The following is a 19,730-nucleotide window of genomic DNA, read 5'->3' on the forward strand; positions in this document are numbered from 1 at the left end:
TGGAAATACGAATATATCACATTGGATTATTCCGCAAATTAAGACCCGCGGTACGTAATGTATCTGCGTAGTGACAGGCTCAACCGCCGGTCAGTCTTTGTATTCCGGCCTTCGCCCGTTGATCAAGTGAGTTTTTATAATCGTGCCCTTTCATGTCCAGACAGGACTGATAACATTGCTTTGCCTTTGCCTTGTCATTACGCTTTTCGTAGATGTACCCCATCTGTAGCGCTGCTCTGGCCGCAAAATGCTCAGTTCTGTTGGCTCCGGTTTTAACAGTTGCTTCATACATCGTGATGGCATTGTCGTCCTGACCCATTTCATCGTAGATACGGCCCAGGCGGTATGCATACTCGATCTTTTCTTCCATCAGCGGGAAATCAGCTGCCTTTTTATTGACCAGCAGTTTCAGTGCCTCCGGAAAGTAACCGCCATCACTCAGCAAACGCGCTCTCAGTAACAACTGATTAGGCCATCTGCCACTCTTCGCATCTTTCAGTGCCTGTTTGTCTGCATCTGTTTCTGTATTACCTCTTGTCAGTATTAAGTTACGGTACTTATTCGCAGCATCCATATTTCCCCGCAGATAATAATACCAGCTTAGCCTTTGCAGGCCCTCTTTCAGGTAGAACTTGCCTTTGAAACGGTCAATGAATTTCTGCAGATAAACGTTTGCATCCTCATCCTGCCGGCAAAGTTTCAGTTGTCCGAGCACGTAATATACATAAGGAATCTCTTCAAACTGCACACTATCATTCCGTTCTGTTAACACCTTGATACCCAGTGTCGCTTTCTGATTGTTCATGGCGATATTAGCCACCATCAGCGCGAAAAGGTAGTTATTTTTTGTATCAAGCTTATATTTCTGGATAAATGTCCAGACATCTTCCGGCTTATTTTCCACAAAAAGTTTCAGGTAACAGTAATAATAACAGGCTTCTTCCCTGAATAACCGGGCTACCTCGGTATTACTGTCTATCACCTGCTGCACCATCTGCATCCCATCCCTGATCGTACCCTTCATTCCAAGCGTGTTGGAAATCCAGCGATACCCTTCCGGAATTGTTCCGAATACCGTCTGCATAGAACCCAGCAGCATATTGTTGGGCAGGAACTGCGGGAATTTCTTCTGATTCTCTTTCAGCAACTGATATGCCTTCCGGATCTCCCACACCGCGTCCCACTTCTCATTGAATTTCAGCCGGACCATCCCCCACTGAAAACGGATAGCTGCCTGTGTATATAAATAATAGGGAGAATTAGTGGGCCCACCTTCCATTCTGGACAGGCGGTCCGCCTTCAGATATTTCTTTTGGGCATATTCTGCCGGATCTTCATTAAAAAAGAGTGTAAAAAAGTCAGCATAATTATCAAGAAAATAAGGCACAAGATTATCCGGATGTACTCTCTTTTCTTCGGCCAGTAATGCAGCACCAGCGTCAAGGCGCAGTTGCATGATAGCATCATAGGCCTGCTGACAGCGGGCGTTAAAGTCATAGACCTTTTGCCTTCCCGAAACAGCAACAGTAATATTCAACAATAAACCCAGCAGGAATAATGTGCGCATGGACAAAAAAATAAATCTGATTAATAATTCCGGGCCTATCTGTCAAAATCCAAACCAAATTTTCGTTTACCCCTTCGACCTTAATGTAAAAGTCCCGGCCTAAAAGCCAGGACTCTACACTATTAAAATAAGTTAGTTACAATGCGCTATTAAATAGTCACTGTTGCATCCAGATCATTATCAACCAGGATACGACCGCAATGTTCGCAAACGATGATCTTTTTACGCTGACGGATCTCTGCCTGACGTTGAGGAGGGATCGCATTGAAGCAACCACCACAGGAGTCACGGGAGATAGTCACCACAGCCAGACCGTTACGGTAGTTGGTACGGATCTTTTCGTAAGCAGCCAGCAGACGGGCTTCTACTTTACTGCGTGCCTCATCGCTCTCTTTACGGAATGCCTTCTCTTCTTTATCAGTTTCAGCGATGATCTTTTCCAGTTCACCTTTCTTGTGCTTCAGGTTAGACTCTTTATCAGCGATCTGTTTCTTAGCACCTTCCAGAACACGGCTTTTATCCTTTACCTCTTCGTTAGCGTCTTTGATGTGTTTCTCAGCCAGTTTGATCTCCAGAGACTGCATTTCAATCTCTTTGGTGATAGCTTCGAATTCACGGTTATTCTTAACGTTATCCTGCTGCTTCTCGTATTTCTTCATCAGGGCCTCAGAGTCCTTGATTGCGTTCTTTTTGTTGGCAATAAAGTCCTGGATACCACGAATTTCATCCTCTACATGAGACAGACGGGTGTTCAGACCCTCGATCTCATCTTCCAGATCCTTTACTTCCATTGGCAACTCCCCTTTCAACACCTGGATTTCATCCAGTTTGGAGTCCATCTTCTGTAGCCTAAGTACAGACGCCAATTTTTCTTCTACGGAGTATTCTTTTACAGTAGCCATGTATGTGTTTATAAGTAATTTACCGGATTTGTACGAATTGTAGATTTAAGAGGCGCAAAATTAGGGAATTTTTCAGTCAATATATGATAAAATAATTCAACCGTAAACTGCTCGCTCTCGAAATGCCCCACATCCGCTATAACAATTTGATTTTCAGCGTCGAAAAACTCGTGATACTTGAAATCGGCCGATATATAGGCGTCCGCTCCAGCTGATATGGCCCGTTTTAACAGGAAACTGCCGGCTCCCCCGCACAAGGCCACCTTTCTGACCGGTTTTCCTCTCAGTGGCGTATATCTCACACAACCCGTATCGAACTGCTGCTTCACCCAGCGAAGGAAGGCGGCCTCCTCCATCGGCTCTTTCAGGGTACCGATCAGGCCCGAACCCACTTCTGCATATGCATTCTCCAGCTTCACAATGTCATAAGCTACCTCTTCGTAGGGATGGCTCCCTAACAGGGCTTTTGTTATAACCTGTTCCAAATATACGGGAAATATCACCTCGACCTTCGTTTCTGCCTCTATATGTTGCTGACCGACAGTTCCTACATATGGTGTGGTCCCCTCTCCGGCCTTAAAGGTGCCCCTGCCCTCCACATTGAAACTACATTCGTTATAGGCGCCTATATGTCCGGCTCCCGCTGCAAACAGGGCCGCCCTTACCCTTTCTGCATCTGCCTGTGGCACAAAGGTATACAGCTTGCGCAGCAACTCCCTTTTAGGAGATAATATACTGCATTGCTGTAATTCCAGCCGGCGGGCCATCATATCGCAAACACCATTCCGGACATTATCCAGATTGGTATGTGCCGCGTAAATGGCAATATCATTTTTGATGGCTTTGATGGCCACCCGCTCTACATAATTGTTCCCATTGATCTTTTTGAGTCCGCCAAATACGATCGGATGATGCGCGACCACCAGGTTACATTTCTTTTCAATGGCCTCGTCTATGACTGCTTCAGTAGCATCCAGCGTCAGTAAAACCCCGGTCAGTTCCCAGTCGGCACTGCCGAATAGTAGTCCTGCGTTGTCATAACTTTCCTGGTATTGTAATGGTGCAAATGCCGCAATGGCATTGGTAATATCCCTGATCTTCATAATTGAGCGGTAATTTACCCCTACTTTTGCACAAAATCAACAGCATGGCACAGACTACCTCATCTACAGCAAAACGATACGAAACCTATAAGGGTAAGATGCAGCAGATCGCTGACATCCGTAATGCGATCGCCGTTCTCAGCTGGGACCAGGAAACCTACCTCCCTGAGAAAGGAGCTGCTTTCCGCGGACAACAGATCACCTCTCTCAGTACCATTGCGCATGAGCTTTTTACTTCCGCCGAACTGGGAACACTGCTGGAATCACTGGACAACGACAGACAAACACTCGATACTGTCGCTGCTAAAAACATCACCCTCTCCCTGGAGGACTACCGGAAGAATGCAAAATATCCTGCCAGCTTCGTAGCCGAGCTGTCAAAAACGACCAATGAATGCTACCACGCATGGATCAATGCCCGGAAAGAAGGTAACTACTCCGTATTTGAACCCGTGCTCGCTAAAATGGTCGCACTAAAAAAACAGGAAGCCGATATACTGGGCTATGAAGGACATCCTTATAATACCCTGCTGAATGAATATGAGAAAGGCGCCAATACGGCCATGCTGGATACTGTCTTCAATGATGTGAAAACCGCGCTGACCCCGCTGCTGCGCAGCATCGAGCAAAAACCACAGGTGAATAAGGCATTCCTGCATCTCCGCTATGAGCGGGACCGCCAGTGGAATTTTGGGATCCAGCTGCTGAAGGCCATGGGGTATGATATGGCCGCCGGCAGACAGGACATCTCTGAACATCCATTTACTACCAGCTTCAGCCCACAGGATGTGAGAGTGACCACCCGTATAGATGAAAATGACTTCGGCAATATGACCTGGAGCTGTATCCATGAAGGGGGCCACGCACTATATGAACAGGGACTTGATCCCGAATCATACGGACTACCTTCAGGCGAAGCAACCAGCCTGGGTATTCATGAATCACAATCCAGATTGTGGGAAAATAATGTGGGCCGCAGCCTTACCTTCTGGGAATATCATTATCCGCAGCTGCAGCAGCTTTTCCCTGAAAACCTGGGTAATGTCCAGTTACGTGACTTCTATAAAGCGATCAACCTGGTACAGCCATCCCTCATCAGAACAGAGGCGGATGAACTGACCTACCACTTTCACGTGATGGTGAGGTATGAAATTGAGAAAGGGCTGCTGGACGGCACTTACCATACAAAAGACCTGAGAGAGGTATGGAATAACTATTACAAAGAGTTTTTACATGTGACCGTTCCGAGTGACACACAGGGGGTGCTGCAGGATATACACTGGTCTCACGGCAGCTTCGGTTATTTCCCTACCTATTCCCTGGGTAGCTTCTATGCTGCACAATTCTTTACAGCTGCTCAGCAGCAACTGCCTGGGCTGGACGCACAGATCACCAGCGGCGATTACACCGCCTTACTGGGATGGTTACGTCAGCAGGTACATCGTCATGGCCGTTCTTTCACTTCCAATGAACTGTGTGAGAAAATAACCGGTGAACCGCTGAATTTCAAATATTTCCTACACTACGCAACGCAGAAGTTCGGTGACATCTATGGTCTATAACTGATCAGATACACCCTCTTTGCGCCATACTTCCCTGCCATCTTTATAGAAAATGAAAGTAGGCAGGGAAGTGGCTTTTATAGCCTCCATGACTTCCTGGTCACGCCCCCCGTCCACTTTCAGCAGTCGTACAGTTTTGTGTGTTTTCAGATAGGCATCCAATACAGGCTGCATCTTCCGGCAGGGTGGGCACCATTCAGCGCCTACATCTACCAGCACTTCTCCCTTGTCAATACTGTTCCGGAAGTTATCCACACTCATCTGTTCCACGGCGGCCACACCTTCCACAGGTTGTCCAGCTTGTTTCCAGGCATTGATTCCACCGTTCAGCTCAATCACCTCAGTAAAACCGTTCTGTCTCATCCATTCGGCGGCCTTTGTGCTGCGACCACCGCTGAGACAGTATATATATACTGGTTTTTTCTTATCCAGATACTTCACTCTTTCATTAAATTCGGCCTTATTAGTATAATCTGCCTGCAATGCATTGTGCAAATGCCCTGTTTTAAATTCGGCCGCCGTCCGCACATCAAAAATCTGGGCATCCTTCTTGTCAGAGATAGATTGCTGAAAGACAGGAGCATTCACCTGTTGAGCTTCCGCCGCATCTCCTACTAATATGAGTAGACCTACCAGGGCCCCGTATATATAAAATTTAGAAATCATACTTTTGTTATATAGTTGAGTTTGGATTCTCGTAAATCGTTCGTTTATCGTTGAATAAGAACACCTTTGGAGTGATGATGAAACAGCACCCTGACTGTTTATGCGAAGTTGAGATTTTAAATCACAAATAAGTAATTATAACACATTATATTTTTTTCATACTTTTCTAGTTTACAACCTTTGCTGACGTCGAGTTGACGCAGTCATATCCGGAAAATGAAACACCATTACCTACGCCAACTTAAGCACTTCCTGTATGCTGTAGCATATCTCGTCGTGTTCTTTTTGCTATCGGGTGCCAGGGCACAGGCACAGACGGCAGCATTTACCGCCGACAACTGGAGTGGTTGCGGCGCCGCATTCGTACAGTTTGTCAATCAGTCGACACCTGTTGGTACCGCCTCCTGGGACTTTGGAGACGGAGGGGCGAAGTCCACCCTCTGGAATCCGTCCCGTACATTTAACAGGCCCGGTACCTTCAACGTGGTACTGACAGTGACCTTCCCCGGCGGACAAACAGCCAGCGCCCAACACGTGGTGAATGTCTATGCCAGACCTACGGTGCAGTTCACCACCAACCCTACCACCGGTTGTACACCACTGAGTGTCAACTTCCGGGACCAGTCTCTCGCAGGAGATGGTACTATTACCGGCATTAACTGGGACTTTGGTGATGGTAATGGCGCCACTGGCACTACTGCCAGCCATACCTATAACAGGGGAGGCGGTTTTGTAGCCACCTCTATTGTAACGAACAGCTACGGCTGTACAGGTAGCGGCTCACAGGTTATCCAGGCCAATCCAACACCAGATGTATCCTTTACCAGTAATACACAGGGAGGATGCCGTACCCCGGTGACCATCAACTTCACCAATACCACAACGCTCAATACAGCCGGCCCATTGCCCGCAGTTACCTATTTATGGGACTTCGGAGATGGTACGACCAGTACGGACATGCATCCTACCCATAACTATACATCAACCGGCAACTTTGATGTAACTCTCACTGCTACAACTGCCGACGGTTGTACAAGGAGGATCTCCATGCCGGCTTATATTAAGATAGCGACCATGCTGGCCGACTTCCAGATCGTGGACAGACCATGTTCCGGCTCCAGCATCACCTTCCGCAATACGACCCAGCCAGCACCGGTATCTGCTACCTGGACCTTCGCTGACACCGTGATCAATTCTATCGATGCGGTGAGAAGTTTCACTACTGCAGGTACTTATGCGGTTACCATGCATGCGATTACGCAGGATGGTTGTGATGCAGTCGTTACAAGGAACTTTACAATTTCCACACCACCGACAGTTGATTTCACCATGAACCCAACTTCGGCCTGTTCGGTTCCGGTGAACGTACAGTTTACGACGGCCAGCACCAATGCGACGGGCTGGGCATGGAACTTTGCAGATGGTACTACAGGCAATATACAGCACCCATTGCATAACTTTACAGCTGAAGGAGATTATGCAGTAACAGTAGTGGCCAGCAATGCGGCAGGCTGTCTGGATTCTGCTACCCATTCTATCACCATCAGGAAACCCACACTGACTATCAGTGGTCTTAACCGGGGATGTGTGCCTTTTGATGCTAATCTAAGTGCAGCTATCACTGGTACTACGGAAGCCATTGCTACTTATCTGTGGAATTTCGGAGATGGTACAACTTCTACTGATCCCACTCCTACACATACCTACACCCGTCAGGCAAGGTATGATGTAACCTTAAATATCACTACTACAGGCGGCTGTACACAAACAGCCACTTATGAGATCAGGGTTGGACGTCCTGTAATACCTGATTTCTCTGTGGATAAGATCAATGGCTGTCAGCCAACCATCTTTAACTTTACCGACCTGTCTACGCAGGTGACCAATATGACATGGCAGTGGACCTTCGTGGAAAATACCGGTGCAAATGGCACGTCCACTATCAGGAACCCGTCCTATGTCTTTAATTCCATCGGTACACATGATGTGATCCTGACTATCAATAATAATGGTTGTATCCGTACGACCACTAAACCGGCTCTTGTAGAAACATTCCCTCCGGCAGCCTTCTTCACGGTAGGTACGGTGGATTGTAATACACCGCTGGTAAGAAGCTTTATTGATGCCAGTGAATGGGGGAATGATCCTACATTGCCGAGGAACTATGCATGGGATTTTGGAGATGGCACTACTGATAATACGCCAAATCCGACCCACACCTTCCCGCGGGAAGGTACATATACCGTGACATTAACTGTTAATAACGGCACCTGTTCTTCTACCTATTCTACTACCGTCAGAATACTCGATGACAAACTGGTCATCACGGTAGATCAGAATTTGATCTGCCAGGGTACAAGGGTAAATTTTGCTACTAACTCTATCGTAGCAGGTATTACAAGTTCCTACCGCTGGACTTACGGAGACGGTCGTTTCAATACAAGTTCACCAAGACCTGCCTATATTTACAACGTACCTGGCACCTACAAAGTGGCGCTGAGAATGGTAGATATATATGGTTGTATCCATGTATCTGATAGCCTGACAATAGAAGTTAACGGCGCAACGGCACAATTCACAACTTCTGCCCGCCAGTGCCAGAATGAACCTGTCACCTTTAAAGATCAATCAACTGTCCGCGCAGGAAATACGATTACTTCCTGGACATATGACTTTGGAGATGGTACACCCCCTCAGACATTCACTACAAAACCTGACAGCATCACGCACAGCTTCAGCGTGATCAATGATTATCCTGTAAAACTGATCGTGACAGATAATACCGGTTGTGCGGATACGGCTACGCAGACGATACGCATCGCTAACATTACAGCCAGTTTCACTGCCAGCACAAGGATCGCGTGCCTGAATACGCCATTCCAGTTCACCAACCAGTCAGTAACAGCACCACTGACCTATGCATGGACATTCGGCGATGGCGGCACCAGTACAGATAAAGATCCGAGACATACCTATACTGTACCGGGTTCTTACACCGTATCACTGGATGTCACCAGTGCTACAGGCTGTACAGCACATATAGACACGGCTAACTTCCTGCGCGTACCTAACCCGATAGCCGATTTCGCCGTACCAGTGGTCGCAGGAGATATTTGTCCGCCGGTAAAAGTGCAGTTCACCAACCAGTCATCTGACTATGTAAAAGTATCCTGGACATTTGGTGACGGTAGTTCTTCAGATGAAGAGAACCCGTTACACAACTATATCAGACCAGGTAGCTTCCCGGTAACACTGACCGTTTACTCAGAGGGAGATTGTCCTAGTCCGGTAGCAGGTCCTAAGAACATTTCGATTGCAGGTCCGGACGGAAGCTTTGCGGTATCAGTAGAAAAAGGTTGCGTACCGCTGACAACTTCTATGACCGCAGTATCTGCTACTGCACAACGATTTATATGGGATTTTGGTGATGGTTATACGGTGCGTACGACCACACCGGCATCTCCATCCTATACATATAATAAAGAAGGCGTTTACTATCCGGTAGTGTTACTGGAAGACGAAAGAGGTTGTACCGTACCTGCGAGTGGTAGTCCTAAAGTAGTGGTAGATAAGATCACTGCCGCCTTTGGACTGGACCTGAGCAATGCCTGCGATGGCGGTATCGTATATTTCCATGATTCTACCAGGGCGGTTTCTATTGACGATGGCAATCCGGCTACCTACCTGTGGGACTTCGGTATTCCAAACCGCACGGACGACGTAGCGACCGGCCCGAATCCTACATTCCTGTTTGATGCACCGGGTGTTTATACAGTGAGAATGACCGCTACCAGCTATTATGGTTGTGTAAAAGATACCACCATGCCAGTAGTGATAGAGGAAAGTCCATCAGCAGAAATCACACCGGTAGCAGCCGTATGTGTGGGTACGCCGGTACAACTGACAGGTACCGATACCAGGAACATGCCTGCCACCGTATGGAACTGGACCACAAACGGACAGGATTATCCGGCACAGAACCCGGGCCCGATCACTTATCCGCAACCAGGTATCTATCCTGTACAGTTAATTATATCCAGTGCGACCGGCGTTTGCCATGATACAGCAACGATGAATGTGGAAGTAGCAGCTTATCCTACGGTAGCGCCGACGCCAGCGGAGTCCAACATTTGCCGCGGAGCCTCTGTCAACCTGGAAACGAATACAGAAGCAGGCGTAAATATTAACTGGACCAACTATAATATCTCTGATCCGACCAGTCCATCACCAGTAGTAACACCTGACATGGACACCACTTACCGTGTGACGGTTGTCAATAGTACCGGTTGTGCTGCTGAAGGCAGTGTAAAGATCAGGGTATCACAGCCGTTCAACGTACAGGTGAATACAGCCGATGTATGTCAGGGCAGTGTTGTACAGTTCAACGCCACCGGAGCAGTGAGTTACAAATGGATACCGGAGACGGGGCTGAGTCAGCCGGACATCAGCAATCCGACAGTAACAGCAGAAACATCTACTACTTATCAGGTAATAGGTTATGGCAATGACAATTGCTTTACCGATACCGCATTAGCCACTGTAAACGTACACACTACACCAGTCGTGAATGCAGGTGAAGACCTGACCATACCTACCGGCAGTTCGATCCAGTTATCAGTGATCGGTAGTCCGGACATCACTGGTATTGAGTGGTCACCAGCGACATCACTGAGTTGCGTTGACTGTCTGACACCCACCGCCTCTCCGAGATCGAATACGACTTATCAGATCAGAGTGACGAATGCATATGGATGTGCCGCAACAGACGATGTGACCGTAAACCTGGTATGTTCATCAGGAGTGGTGTTCCTTCCCAACACCTTCTCGCCAAACAATGACGGGCAGAATGACCTGTTCTACATCAGGGGTAAGGGTATCAAAACTGCCAAATCATTCAGGATCTATAACCGTTGGGGACAGCTGATATTTGAACGAACCAACTTTAATATAGAAGACCCATCATTCGGCTGGGACGGCCGTGTGAATGGCGTGGCAGCAAACCCGGATGTATTTGTGTATGTAGCGGAACTGGTTTGCGATACAAACGAAGACTTCACCCTAAAAGGAAATGTGATGCTGGTCAGGTAATCTTACCTGTCAGCATCCACACCGTAACTATGACTATAAAAACATGCCAGCATGAGAATGAACTGTAGAAAACTGTTAGCGGCACTGTGCCTTCTGGGCACACAGACACTGGTAGCACAGGACATTCACCTGTCCCAGTTTTACGAGACACCCATTTTACGCAATCCGGCCCTGATCGGTTTATTTAACGGAGACTACCGTGTACAGGCCGTATACAGGAATCAGTGGAACAGCGTCACGATTCCATATCAGACAGGCGCATTAAGTGCCGAAATGAAATTCCCGGTAGGGAACAGCGAAGATTTTGTTACCGCAGGTCTTCAGTTCACCTATGACAGAGCGGGTACTGCCCGGTTGCAATCCGTACAGGTCCTGCCGGCGGTGAACTATCATAAGTCACTCAGTCAGGACAAGAATATGTTCCTGTCAGTAGGCTTTACCGGAGGAATCGTACAGCGTCAGTTTGACCAGACCAAACTGACTTTTAACAACCAGTATACTGGCGGGCAGTATGATGCGACGGCGCCTACCGGAGAGGAAGGCCGGCTGGCATTACGTGGGTACTCCTACCTGGACGTCGGAGCGGGTATCAGCTTTAACAGTACAATCGGGGAAAACGAGGATATCAACTATTATATAGGAGCAGCCATGTTCCACTTCAACCGTCCGAAGCTGTCGTTCTATAAGGATGCGTTGGTAGCGCTTGACCCGAAGATCACGTTCAATGCCGGTATTACGTTCCCGCTGGAGGAACGTCTGAAACTGATCGCGCAGTATAACCAGATCCATATGGGCGCCTATTCAGAATACCTGGGAGGTGCACTGTTGGGATATAGTCTGTATGACGATGGACTGGAAAGTACGCGTGCCTTTTATTTCGGTGCTTATCTGCGTTACAACGATGCGATCATCCCGTCTTTCCGGCTGGATATGGAGAAATATGAGGTAGGTATTACGTACGATGCCAATATTTCCGGACTAAAACCAGCAACGAAAGGCGTTGGCGGGTTTGAACTATCATTAGTATTCAAAGGATTCCTGAACAGTCGTAACAGCACCATGGAAGCAGTGCACTGTCCGAGATTCTGAATCTAATGCGCCAATCATTATCTTTACACCTGACTTGATACATTACTATAACCTTATAACGAATAACAGATGAACGTAACCGTTGGCTCAAAAGCACCTTCTTTCTCCCTGCTGAATACTGAGAAAGAGAAAGTTTCCCTGGAGGACTACAAAGGCCAGAACCTGGTAATATTATTCTTCCCACTGGCATTTACAAGTGTATGTACAGCAGAGCTGTGCAGCATCAGAGATAACATCAGCACCTATAACAACCTGAATGCAGCAGTTGTAGGTATCTCTGTGGATTCTCCATTTACCCTGGGCAAGTTCCGTGCGGAGCAGAACCTGAATTTCCCCCTGTTATCTGATTTCAACAAGGAAGCATCTCAGGCATATGGCGCATTCTATGAGAATTTCGTACTGGACCTGAAAGGCGTTTCCAAAAGAGCAGCGTTTGTGGTTGATAAAGAAGGGGTTGTAAAGTATGCACAGGTGCTGGAATCAGCGGGAGATCTTCCTGATTTTGATGCAGTTAAAAGCACACTGAGCAGTCTGCAATAAAAAATTACGAAAAGCGTTAAATTTTTTAAAAAAGTAATGGCAAGCCTTTGTTTTTGGCTTGCCATTTGTTATTTTTATATAGGTGATATTGTGAAATAAATCGACTTATATTTGAAAAAATCTTTATCTTTACGGGTATGTGGAAAACCTCTACACTCTTATTTACTTGTTTTCTTTGCCTGATATCCCTAATAGGTAAAGCTCAAACTGCCAAGAATTCTCCATTTTCTGATGGAGGCAGTAAGATCGTGAAACTATATCCCAACCCCGCTACCAGCAGGATCAATTTTGAATTACAGAACAATAACGACCAGGGTTATGATCTTATTGTGTTCAACTTTCTGGGAAAAAGAATTGATCAGATAAAAAATCTCAACGCCAAGACTACCGTTGAACTGGATAAATATTACAGTGGTGTATATATATTCCAGTTAAGAGACCGCCAGGGTAACCTGATAGAGTCAGGAAAGTTCAACGTCGTCAAGTGATATAACTAATAATTTCTCCTTAGGGACTATAAAAGAAAAAGGACTCGTATAATACGAGTCCTTTTTCTTTATATCTGTACTGACCGGTCACTGAACTTCCACTATAAGGAATTTCAGGTAGGTTGTATTTTCTATGTTCCAGAGGATCGGATGGTCCTGCGCCTGTGTCTGGAAGGTGACCTGACGCAGTTTCTTTTTTGCATCTTTGGCAGCCATATCGATAATTTCCAGGAACAGGGATGGCGGCACCAGGTTGGTACAGGAAGCCGTGACGAGGAAACCACCAGGTTTCAGCAGCTTCATACCGCGCAGGTTGATCTCTTTGTAACCAGTGATCGCTTTCTGGATGTTCTCACGGCTTTTGGTGAAAGCTGGCGGGTCCAGGATCACTACGTCAAACTTTTTGTCTTCACGGGTCCACTGTTTCAACACATCGAATGCATTGACAGCCTGGAATTTACATACGTCCTGCAGATTATTGAGCTCGGCATTTCTGCGGGCCGTATTTACTGCATGCTCAGAAATATCAAGACCTAATACACTTTTAGCACCATAATGGCCAGCGTGGCAGGAGAAAGTACCGGTATAGCAGAAAGCTTCCAGTACATCTGCATCTTTTACAATATGCTGAATAGCACGACGGTTATCCTGCTGATCAAGGAAATAGCCCGTTTTCTGACCATTTTCTATATCTACATGGAACTTCAGGCCGTTCTCGTTGATGATCACGTTCGTATCGAACGGCGCACTCAGGAAACCCTTCTGTTGTTCCAGACCTTCCAGTTCACGTACCGGCACGTCGTTACGTTCATAGATACCTTTAGGAGAGAAGATCCTGTTCAGGGCATCTACGATAGCGCCCTTCCAGCGGTCCATACCTAAAGCCAGCGTCTGCAGTACGAAATGGTCATTGAACTTGTCAATTACCAGTGCCGGCATGTCATCCGCTTCGCCAAAAACGAGACGGCAGTTTTCCACATAACCCAGCTGCTGACGATACTTCCATGCTTTCAGCAAACGGCGGTAAAAGAATTCCGCGTCGATCTGTTCATCTTTATCACGGGTGAGCAGGCGCACCAGGATCTGGGATTGCGGGTTGATATATCCTCTACCAACAAAGAATCCCTGATGGGTAAATACATCTACCGTATCACCGGCGGTAACAGGTCCTTCGATCTGACCTACTTCATTACCAAATATCCATGGGTGGCCCTGGAGCACACGGTTCTGTATCTTTTTCTTTAAAAAAACTTTGGTCATTACAATTTTTTCCAGGCTGCAAAGGTAGGACAAATCAGCATTACGATGAGGGGAATTACAAATGCAGGGGTACTTGTGCCAATTTGTCTTTTCTTCCTGTCTTGGCAAGTTAATTGTCTGGTGTACCTTTGCAGACAATATTACTTCATAACAGAAAATAAAAACGATATGCAGACAAACGGACAGGACACCGAAAATGGTAAAGGTATGCCGGATATTAATGCTGATGAGAACATGAGCGGCGCCACAAACCTCAACGATGCCTTGGCGGATGAAAGCGAACTGGATAAAAAACAGCACGAGCTGAATGAAATGAAGGATAAATACCTTCGTCTGGTTGCAGAATTTGACAACTTCAAGAAACGTACTGCAAAGGAACGTATCGAACTGATGCAGACGGCCAGCAGGGAGCTGATGGTGTCATTGCTCGATGTATTGGATGACACTGACCGTGCTACCAAACAAATAGAAAGCGCCGCTGATATCAATGCCGTTAAAGACGGTGTTGCATTAGTTTTCAACAAATTAAAATCGACCCTGCAAGCTAAAGGCCTGAAACCTATGGAAAGTTTGCACACCGAATTTAATCCGGACCTCCATGAAGCCATTACCGAAATTCCCGCACCAACTGATGATCTGAAAGGAAAGGTAATTGATGATATGCAGAAAGGTTATTACCTGAATGACAAATTGATACGTTTCGCAAAGGTAATAGTGGGAAAATAGGTGACGTTCTGACAGAAATGCTTTTCATTAACCATGCCGGCATATTGCCGGCTTTAGTGTGATATATGTCTACCAAAAGAGATTACTACGAAATACTGGGTGTTGCCAAGTCCGCTTCCCAGGATGAGATAAAAAAAGCCTATCGTAAGGTGGCTATGCAGTACCATCCTGACAGGAACCCCGATAACAAAGAAGCGGAGGAAAAATTCAAAGAGGCAGCCGAGGCCTATGAAGTATTAAGTGACGCCGACAAACGGGCACAATATGACCGCTTCGGACACGCCGGTATGGGTAACCGTGGTGGATTTGGCGGAGGCTCCATGAACATGGATGATATCTTCTCCAACTTCGGGGACATCTTCGGAGACGATATATTCGGTAGCTTCTTCGGCGGTAACCGTGGCGGTGGCGCCGGTGGAAGACGTGGCAGAGGTACCCGCGGCTCTAACCTCCGTATTAAGATCAAACTGACATACGAGGAGATCGCTAAAGGTGCCAACAAAAAGATAAAGGTTAAAAAATATGTTCCGTGCAGCCATTGCAGCGGCCTCGGAGCAAAAGATAAAAACGCTTTCCAGACCTGTGGTACCTGTGGTGGCTCCGGTCAGGTAAGAAAAGTAACCCAGACTTTCCTGGGACAGATGCAGACAGTGACTACCTGTCCTACCTGTCATGGTGAAGGCCAGACCATCACCAGCAAATGTGGTCACTGTAAAGGTGAAGGCCGCATGTATGGTGAAGAAATGGTAAACATCGATATCCCTGCAGGTGTACAGGAAGGTATGCAGCTCAGCCTGAGCGGCAAGGGTAATGCCGGCGAAAGAGGCGGCGCCCCCGGTGACCTGCTCATCCTCATCGAGGAAGAACCACATCCTGAACTGCAGCGCGATGGCCTGAATGTAGCCTACGACCTGTACATCTCCTTCCCGGATGCAGTATTCGGCACCTCCCTGGAAGTACCAACCATTGATGGTAAGGCGAAGATCAAGATCCCGGCTGGTACCCAGAGCGGCAAGATCTTCCGGTTGAAAGGTAAAGGCTTCCCTTCCGTAAACTCTTACGAGAAAGGTGACCAGCTGATCCATGTGAACGTATGGACGCCTCAGCAGGTGAACGGAGATGAGAAAGCTTTCCTGGAAAGAGCACAGGCATCTGACAACTTCAAACCAAACCCTGAGAAGTCGGAAAAAGGCTTCTTTGAGAAGGTAAGAGACATTTTCAGTTAAGTATATCTTATTACAGATAGTAAAAGCTGTCCGCCAGAAGCGCGACAGCTTTTCTGTTTATAAGTGGTTTTATCCCCATTCTCAGCTGCTAACCTTACCTTTGCATTTTTTACTTTTTACCCGTTACATGTTCGATCCTTCTAAATTACAGATGCTAGAAAACCGGCTGGTAAAGGTGTTCAAACACCTTCGCAAGACTGCACGCCGGCAGAATATTACCTGCTACCGGGTATATGATGATGATATTCCTGAATTTCCGTTCAGTATAGAGCTGTATGAAGACCATGTTTATGTGGCAGAATACAAGCGGCAGCATGGTATGGAAGAGGAGGCTCATGAGGAATGGCTTGACCTCTGTCTGGAAGTGATCGCGAAGGTGCTGGAAGTGCCTGTGGATAAGATCTATGTTAAACAGCGTCAGCGGAAAGCCAACAGGCAGGAGCAGTATGAAAAACTGTCATTCGAAAGCCATGAGATGATCGTACAGGAGGCAGGACTGAAATTTAAGGTGAACCTCTCTGATTACCTGGATACGGGGCTTTTCCTGGACCACCGCATTACGCGGGGTATGGTGCGAGATGTTGTAGCTGGTAAAAACGTGCTAAACCTCTTCTGCTATACTGGGTCCTTCTCTGTGTACGCCGCAGCAGGTGGCGCCACACAGGTTACTTCTGTAGACCTTTCCAAGACCTACCTGGCCTGGGCGGAAGAAAATATGCGCATCAACGGATTTGATGTAAATAAACACAAATTCGTACATGCAGACGTGCTTCAGTACCTGGACACCCTGCCGGTAGAATCATTTGACCTGGTAGTACTCGACCCTCCTACTTTTTCCAATAGCAAACGCATGAAGGAAATACTGGACATCCAGCGGGACCATGTCACTATCCTGAACAAGGTACTGGCAGCTACCAAACCTGGTGGCGTAATCTATTTCAGTAACAACTACCGTCGTTTTGTACTGGATGCAGATCATATTCTGGCGTCCGATATTAAAGACATCACTGCCCAGACCATACCATTTGACTTTCAGCAGAAGCTGATCAGAAAATGTTATAAGATCACGCGATGAGCGGATCACTCTACAAGATGTTTTGATTTTTTAAGATCTTTCAATAGTGTGATGAACTCCCGGCGATATCCTCCGGGATCATCACCGAGAGATTTGCGGGCGATGTCCATCACCATATTACAGGATCCACTGCCTTTATAGGCAGACTTTCTCAACAGCATTCCCATCAGCGCCACAGCACTGGCAAAGCGGAAATCGTCCGAAGACTGCTGAAAAGTGGCTGCTTTACCAGGCACCTGGTAAGACAGGCGTTTCAGGGTCGTATCTGTTACTTCCCGGTAGGTCAGGTGTACCGTAGCCAATACGCTATCGGTCATTACTTCAGGGCTCCGGGGTACTATTTCATACATGGCAACAGCGCAGTGCCCGGGCCCCAGGATGCCGCCGGTCATCTGTCTGTCTGTGGTGTCTCCCTCCTTAATGACCTTGTTTTCATAACCTATCAGACGGTAAGACTTTACAGTACGCGGATTAAAGGTCACGTCTGCCTGGACATCTCTGGCTACTGTGAATAAGGTGCTGCCAAACTCACGTGCGAAGATCTTATTAGCTTCCTCGAGGTTGTCAATGTAGGCGAAGTTGCCATTTCCTTTACTGGATAAAGTCTCCAATTTGGAATCTTTGTAGTTCCCCATTCCAAATCCGAGACAGGTCAATAATACACCTGTTTCTTTTTTACTCAGGATCAATTTTTCCATGTCGTAATCACTGGTCTGTCCGACGTTAAAGTCTCCGTCAGTTGCCATGATCACCCGGTTATTCCCTTCCGGTATAAAATTCTCTTCCGCGATCTGGTAAGCCAGCTTGATAGCCGCTTCTCCGGCAGTAGCGCCTCCTGCGCTGAGGTAATCTATTGCATTCCGGATCTTGTCTTTTTCACTGCCCGGAGTGCTGGGTAAGATCACGCCAGGTATGCCCGCGTAAGCAACAATAGCTACATGATCTGTATTACGTAAGTTATTCACAAGAATGCGGAAAGCCGCCTGCAGGAGTGGCAGTTTATTCGGCATTGCCATGGAACCGGAAACGTCTATCAGGAATACGAGATTGCTGGGTGGCAGGCTATCCGTATTCATTTCCTTTCCACGTACAGCGATCTGCAGCAACCGGTGGTCTTCAGCCCATGGACAGGTCGCGTAATTGCTGTAGATCGCCAATGTTTGTCCGGCAGGTGGTAAAGGATAACGGTAATGGAAATAGTTCACCATTTCCTCTATGCGTACAGCATTCGCAGGAATACGTTCCTTAAGTTTTACAAACCGCCTGATATTACTGTAAGAAGCTCTGTCTACATCCACTGCAAACAGAGAAGGTGTGGCGATACCGGTTTCTATAAACTTGTTTTCGTACAACAGGCCATAGGTTTCATTGAAGAAGGCCCTTGTACCCATCATGGTATTGCTGTAATTAGGATTGGAACCAGTGGCGGAGCGTTCACGGGCAATAGCTTTTGCCTTTTTAACCGCATCTTCAGCGACTTCCTCTCTGGGCATCAGTGAGACAAGCATGCGGGTGTAAGTTCCCGAAGAGAGCTGTTTGGGAAAATATCTGTCGTGTTGGAACAATAATGTAGCGTCCTGAGAGGGCACCGCGATTCTAAAAAGTCCGTACTGGTTCGTAATACACTTTGCGGTATCATTGATGACTGTAACGATCACTCCAGGCAGGGGATTGCGGGAAATGCTATCTTCAACTGCCCCTGAAATCCATATCTTCTGAGCACTCCCAGGTACAAGGATAATTAGGCTGACAAGCAGCATAAGGAGCCTTTGCATGAGTTTTGCATCAGTTACATACTAAATATAAGCAATTAGGAATTAGGAATTGAGAATTAAGAATTTAAAAATGTAAGAGATAGTAGCCGGAACATGGGGCTACTTCTCTCCTTCCACCAGTTTATAGATTTCCGGCAGGTTCCTTCCCAGCCCATCATAATCCAGTCCGTAACCCAGCAGGAACTTATTCGGCACGGAGAAACCAAGATAATCTATCTTAATTGGATGTACCATTGCTTCCGGCTTTGTGAGCAGTGCAGCGACCATCAGTTTTTTAGGCTGCTGGTGTTCCAGCTGCGGGAGGAACTGGCTTAATGTTTTACCGGTGTCTACGATATCTTCCAGGATCACCACTGTACGCCCGTAGAGGTCTTCGTCTAGTCCGATGGCCTGTACGACATTACCGGTAGACTTCATTCCCTTATAGGAGGCCAGCTTGATGAAAGATATTTCTGCGTCAATAGTGAGATATTTGAACACGTCAGCGGCGAACATAAAAGAGCCGTTCAGGATAGCAATGAATAAAGGCTTTTCACCTTTCAGATCATTGTTAAGCTGCGCAGCTAATTCCTGTATGCGCTGTTGCAGAGTAGCTGCGCTGATGTATGGTTCAAACTGTTTATCATGTACCTGGATTACAGACATGCGATTCCGATTTACGAT

General features: G+C 47.0%; 15 protein-coding genes. 8 read left to right on the forward strand and 7 right to left on the reverse strand.

Annotation, left to right across the window (positions count from 1 at the left end):
- Positions 1-79: 79 nt before the first annotated feature.
- The 3 genes from GWR21_RS13815 to GWR21_RS13825 form a co-directional block, all read right to left on the reverse strand.
- Positions 80-1,567, reverse strand: coding sequence for a tetratricopeptide repeat protein (locus GWR21_RS13815; RefSeq protein WP_162332314.1), 1,488 nt, complete (start codon positions 1,565-1,567; stop codon positions 80-82).
- A gap of 149 nt (positions 1,568-1,716) precedes the next feature.
- On the reverse strand, positions 1,717-2,469 hold the full coding sequence (locus GWR21_RS13820) for a zinc ribbon domain-containing protein (protein ID WP_162332315.1): 753 nt from the start codon (positions 2,467-2,469) through the stop codon (positions 1,717-1,719).
- 8 nt (positions 2,470-2,477) lie between these two features.
- Positions 2,478-3,572: a Nif3-like dinuclear metal center hexameric protein gene (locus tag GWR21_RS13825; RefSeq protein ID WP_162332316.1), complete on the reverse strand. Its 1,095-nt coding sequence runs from the start codon at positions 3,570-3,572 to the stop codon at positions 2,478-2,480.
- Positions 3,573-3,616: 44 nt separating this feature from the next.
- On the opposite strand from GWR21_RS13825, the gene GWR21_RS13830 reads away from it, so the two are divergent.
- On the forward strand, positions 3,617-5,134 hold the full coding sequence (locus tag GWR21_RS13830) for a carboxypeptidase M32 (protein WP_162332317.1): 1,518 nt from the start codon (positions 3,617-3,619) through the stop codon (positions 5,132-5,134).
- Here the strand turns inward: GWR21_RS13830 and GWR21_RS13835 are convergent.
- The gene (locus tag GWR21_RS13835) at positions 5,129-5,800 is read right to left on the reverse strand and encodes a rhodanese-like domain-containing protein (RefSeq protein ID WP_162332318.1); all 672 of its coding nucleotides are present in this window, start codon (positions 5,798-5,800) and stop codon (positions 5,129-5,131) included. The two genes, GWR21_RS13830 and GWR21_RS13835, sit on opposite strands and share 6 nt — an antisense overlap.
- A gap of 216 nt (positions 5,801-6,016) precedes the next feature.
- Here GWR21_RS13835 and GWR21_RS13840 point away from each other — a divergent pair, with 216 nt between their 5' ends.
- From GWR21_RS13840 to GWR21_RS13855, 4 genes are all read left to right on the forward strand, one after another.
- Complete coding sequence (locus GWR21_RS13840) at positions 6,017-10,888, forward strand: PKD domain-containing protein (protein WP_162332319.1); 4,872 nt, start codon at positions 6,017-6,019, stop codon at positions 10,886-10,888.
- 51 nt (positions 10,889-10,939) lie between these two features.
- Positions 10,940-11,977, forward strand: coding sequence for a PorP/SprF family type IX secretion system membrane protein (locus GWR21_RS13845; RefSeq protein ID WP_162332320.1), 1,038 nt, complete (start codon positions 10,940-10,942; stop codon positions 11,975-11,977).
- A gap of 69 nt (positions 11,978-12,046) precedes the next feature.
- Positions 12,047-12,517, forward strand: a complete 471-nt coding sequence (locus GWR21_RS13850) for a redoxin domain-containing protein (RefSeq protein ID WP_162332321.1) — start codon at positions 12,047-12,049, stop codon at positions 12,515-12,517.
- A 137-nt stretch (positions 12,518-12,654) separates the two neighbouring features.
- On the forward strand, positions 12,655-13,005 hold the full coding sequence (locus GWR21_RS13855) for a T9SS type A sorting domain-containing protein (RefSeq protein ID WP_162332322.1): 351 nt from the start codon (positions 12,655-12,657) through the stop codon (positions 13,003-13,005).
- An 87-nt stretch (positions 13,006-13,092) separates the two neighbouring features.
- Here the strand turns inward: GWR21_RS13855 and GWR21_RS13860 are convergent, their stop codons facing one another.
- Positions 13,093-14,265, reverse strand: coding sequence for a class I SAM-dependent rRNA methyltransferase (locus tag GWR21_RS13860; RefSeq protein WP_162332323.1), 1,173 nt, complete (start codon positions 14,263-14,265; stop codon positions 13,093-13,095).
- Positions 14,266-14,433: 168 nt separating this feature from the next.
- On the opposite strand from GWR21_RS13860, the gene GWR21_RS13865 reads away from it, so the two are divergent.
- The 3 genes from GWR21_RS13865 to GWR21_RS13875 all read left to right on the forward strand — a co-directional run bounded on the left by GWR21_RS13865 (position 14,434) and on the right by GWR21_RS13875 (position 17,292).
- Positions 14,434-14,991 carry a nucleotide exchange factor GrpE gene (locus GWR21_RS13865; protein ID WP_162332324.1) on the forward strand — a complete coding sequence of 186 codons (558 nt, stop codon included), beginning with the start codon at positions 14,434-14,436 and terminating at the stop codon, positions 14,989-14,991.
- 65 nt (positions 14,992-15,056) lie between these two features.
- Positions 15,057-16,217 (forward strand): molecular chaperone DnaJ, encoded by a 1,161-nt coding sequence (gene dnaJ / locus GWR21_RS13870; protein WP_162332325.1) that lies wholly within the window; start codon positions 15,057-15,059, stop codon positions 16,215-16,217.
- Positions 16,218-16,344: 127 nt separating this feature from the next.
- Positions 16,345-17,292: a class I SAM-dependent methyltransferase gene (locus GWR21_RS13875; RefSeq protein ID WP_162335718.1), complete on the forward strand. Its 948-nt coding sequence runs from the start codon at positions 16,345-16,347 to the stop codon at positions 17,290-17,292.
- Positions 17,293-17,297: 5 nt separating this feature from the next.
- Here the strand turns inward: GWR21_RS13875 and GWR21_RS13880 are convergent, their stop codons facing one another.
- Both GWR21_RS13880 and hpt read right to left on the reverse strand, forming a co-directional pair.
- Positions 17,298-19,067 carry a YfbK domain-containing protein gene (locus GWR21_RS13880; protein ID WP_162332326.1) on the reverse strand — a complete coding sequence of 590 codons (1,770 nt, stop codon included), beginning with the start codon at positions 19,065-19,067 and terminating at the stop codon, positions 17,298-17,300.
- A 99-nt stretch (positions 19,068-19,166) separates the two neighbouring features.
- A complete protein-coding gene (hpt, locus tag GWR21_RS13885; RefSeq protein ID WP_162332327.1) occupies positions 19,167-19,712 on the reverse strand; it encodes a hypoxanthine phosphoribosyltransferase in 546 nt (181 codons plus the stop codon).
- Between the last annotated feature and the right edge of the window lie 18 nt (positions 19,713-19,730).

Origin of the sequence: Chitinophaga agri, from assembly GCF_010093065.1 — a bacterium.
GTDB classification, from domain to species: Bacteria; Bacteroidota; Bacteroidia; order Chitinophagales; family Chitinophagaceae; genus Chitinophaga; species Chitinophaga agri.

Excerpts from the sequence above, each read along its gene's own strand:
- GWR21_RS13815 (WP_162332314.1), bottom strand. The coding sequence starts at position 1,567 with ATGCGCACATTATTCCTGCTGGGTTTATTGTTGAATATTACTGTTGCT.
- GWR21_RS13820 (WP_162332315.1), bottom strand. The coding sequence starts at position 2,469 with ATGGCTACTGTAAAAGAATACTCCGTAGAAGAAAAATTGGCGTCTGTA.
- GWR21_RS13825 (WP_162332316.1), bottom strand. The coding sequence starts at position 3,572 with ATGAAGATCAGGGATATTACCAATGCCATTGCGGCATTTGCACCATTA.
- GWR21_RS13830 (WP_162332317.1), top strand. The coding sequence starts at position 3,617 with ATGGCACAGACTACCTCATCTACAGCAAAACGATACGAAACCTATAAG.
- GWR21_RS13835 (WP_162332318.1), bottom strand. The coding sequence starts at position 5,800 with ATGATTTCTAAATTTTATATATACGGGGCCCTGGTAGGTCTACTCATA.
- GWR21_RS13840 (WP_162332319.1), top strand. The coding sequence starts at position 6,017 with ATGAAACACCATTACCTACGCCAACTTAAGCACTTCCTGTATGCTGTA.
- GWR21_RS13845 (WP_162332320.1), top strand. The coding sequence starts at position 10,940 with ATGAGAATGAACTGTAGAAAACTGTTAGCGGCACTGTGCCTTCTGGGC.
- GWR21_RS13850 (WP_162332321.1), top strand. The coding sequence starts at position 12,047 with ATGAACGTAACCGTTGGCTCAAAAGCACCTTCTTTCTCCCTGCTGAAT.
- GWR21_RS13855 (WP_162332322.1), top strand. The coding sequence starts at position 12,655 with ATGTGGAAAACCTCTACACTCTTATTTACTTGTTTTCTTTGCCTGATA.
- GWR21_RS13860 (WP_162332323.1), bottom strand. The coding sequence starts at position 14,265 with ATGACCAAAGTTTTTTTAAAGAAAAAGATACAGAACCGTGTGCTCCAG.
- GWR21_RS13865 (WP_162332324.1), top strand. The coding sequence starts at position 14,434 with ATGCAGACAAACGGACAGGACACCGAAAATGGTAAAGGTATGCCGGAT.
- dnaJ (WP_162332325.1), top strand. The coding sequence starts at position 15,057 with ATGTCTACCAAAAGAGATTACTACGAAATACTGGGTGTTGCCAAGTCC.
- GWR21_RS13875 (WP_162335718.1), top strand. The coding sequence starts at position 16,345 with ATGTTCGATCCTTCTAAATTACAGATGCTAGAAAACCGGCTGGTAAAG.
- GWR21_RS13880 (WP_162332326.1), bottom strand. The coding sequence starts at position 19,067 with ATGCAAAGGCTCCTTATGCTGCTTGTCAGCCTAATTATCCTTGTACCT.
- hpt (WP_162332327.1), bottom strand. The coding sequence starts at position 19,712 with ATGTCTGTAATCCAGGTACATGATAAACAGTTTGAACCATACATCAGC.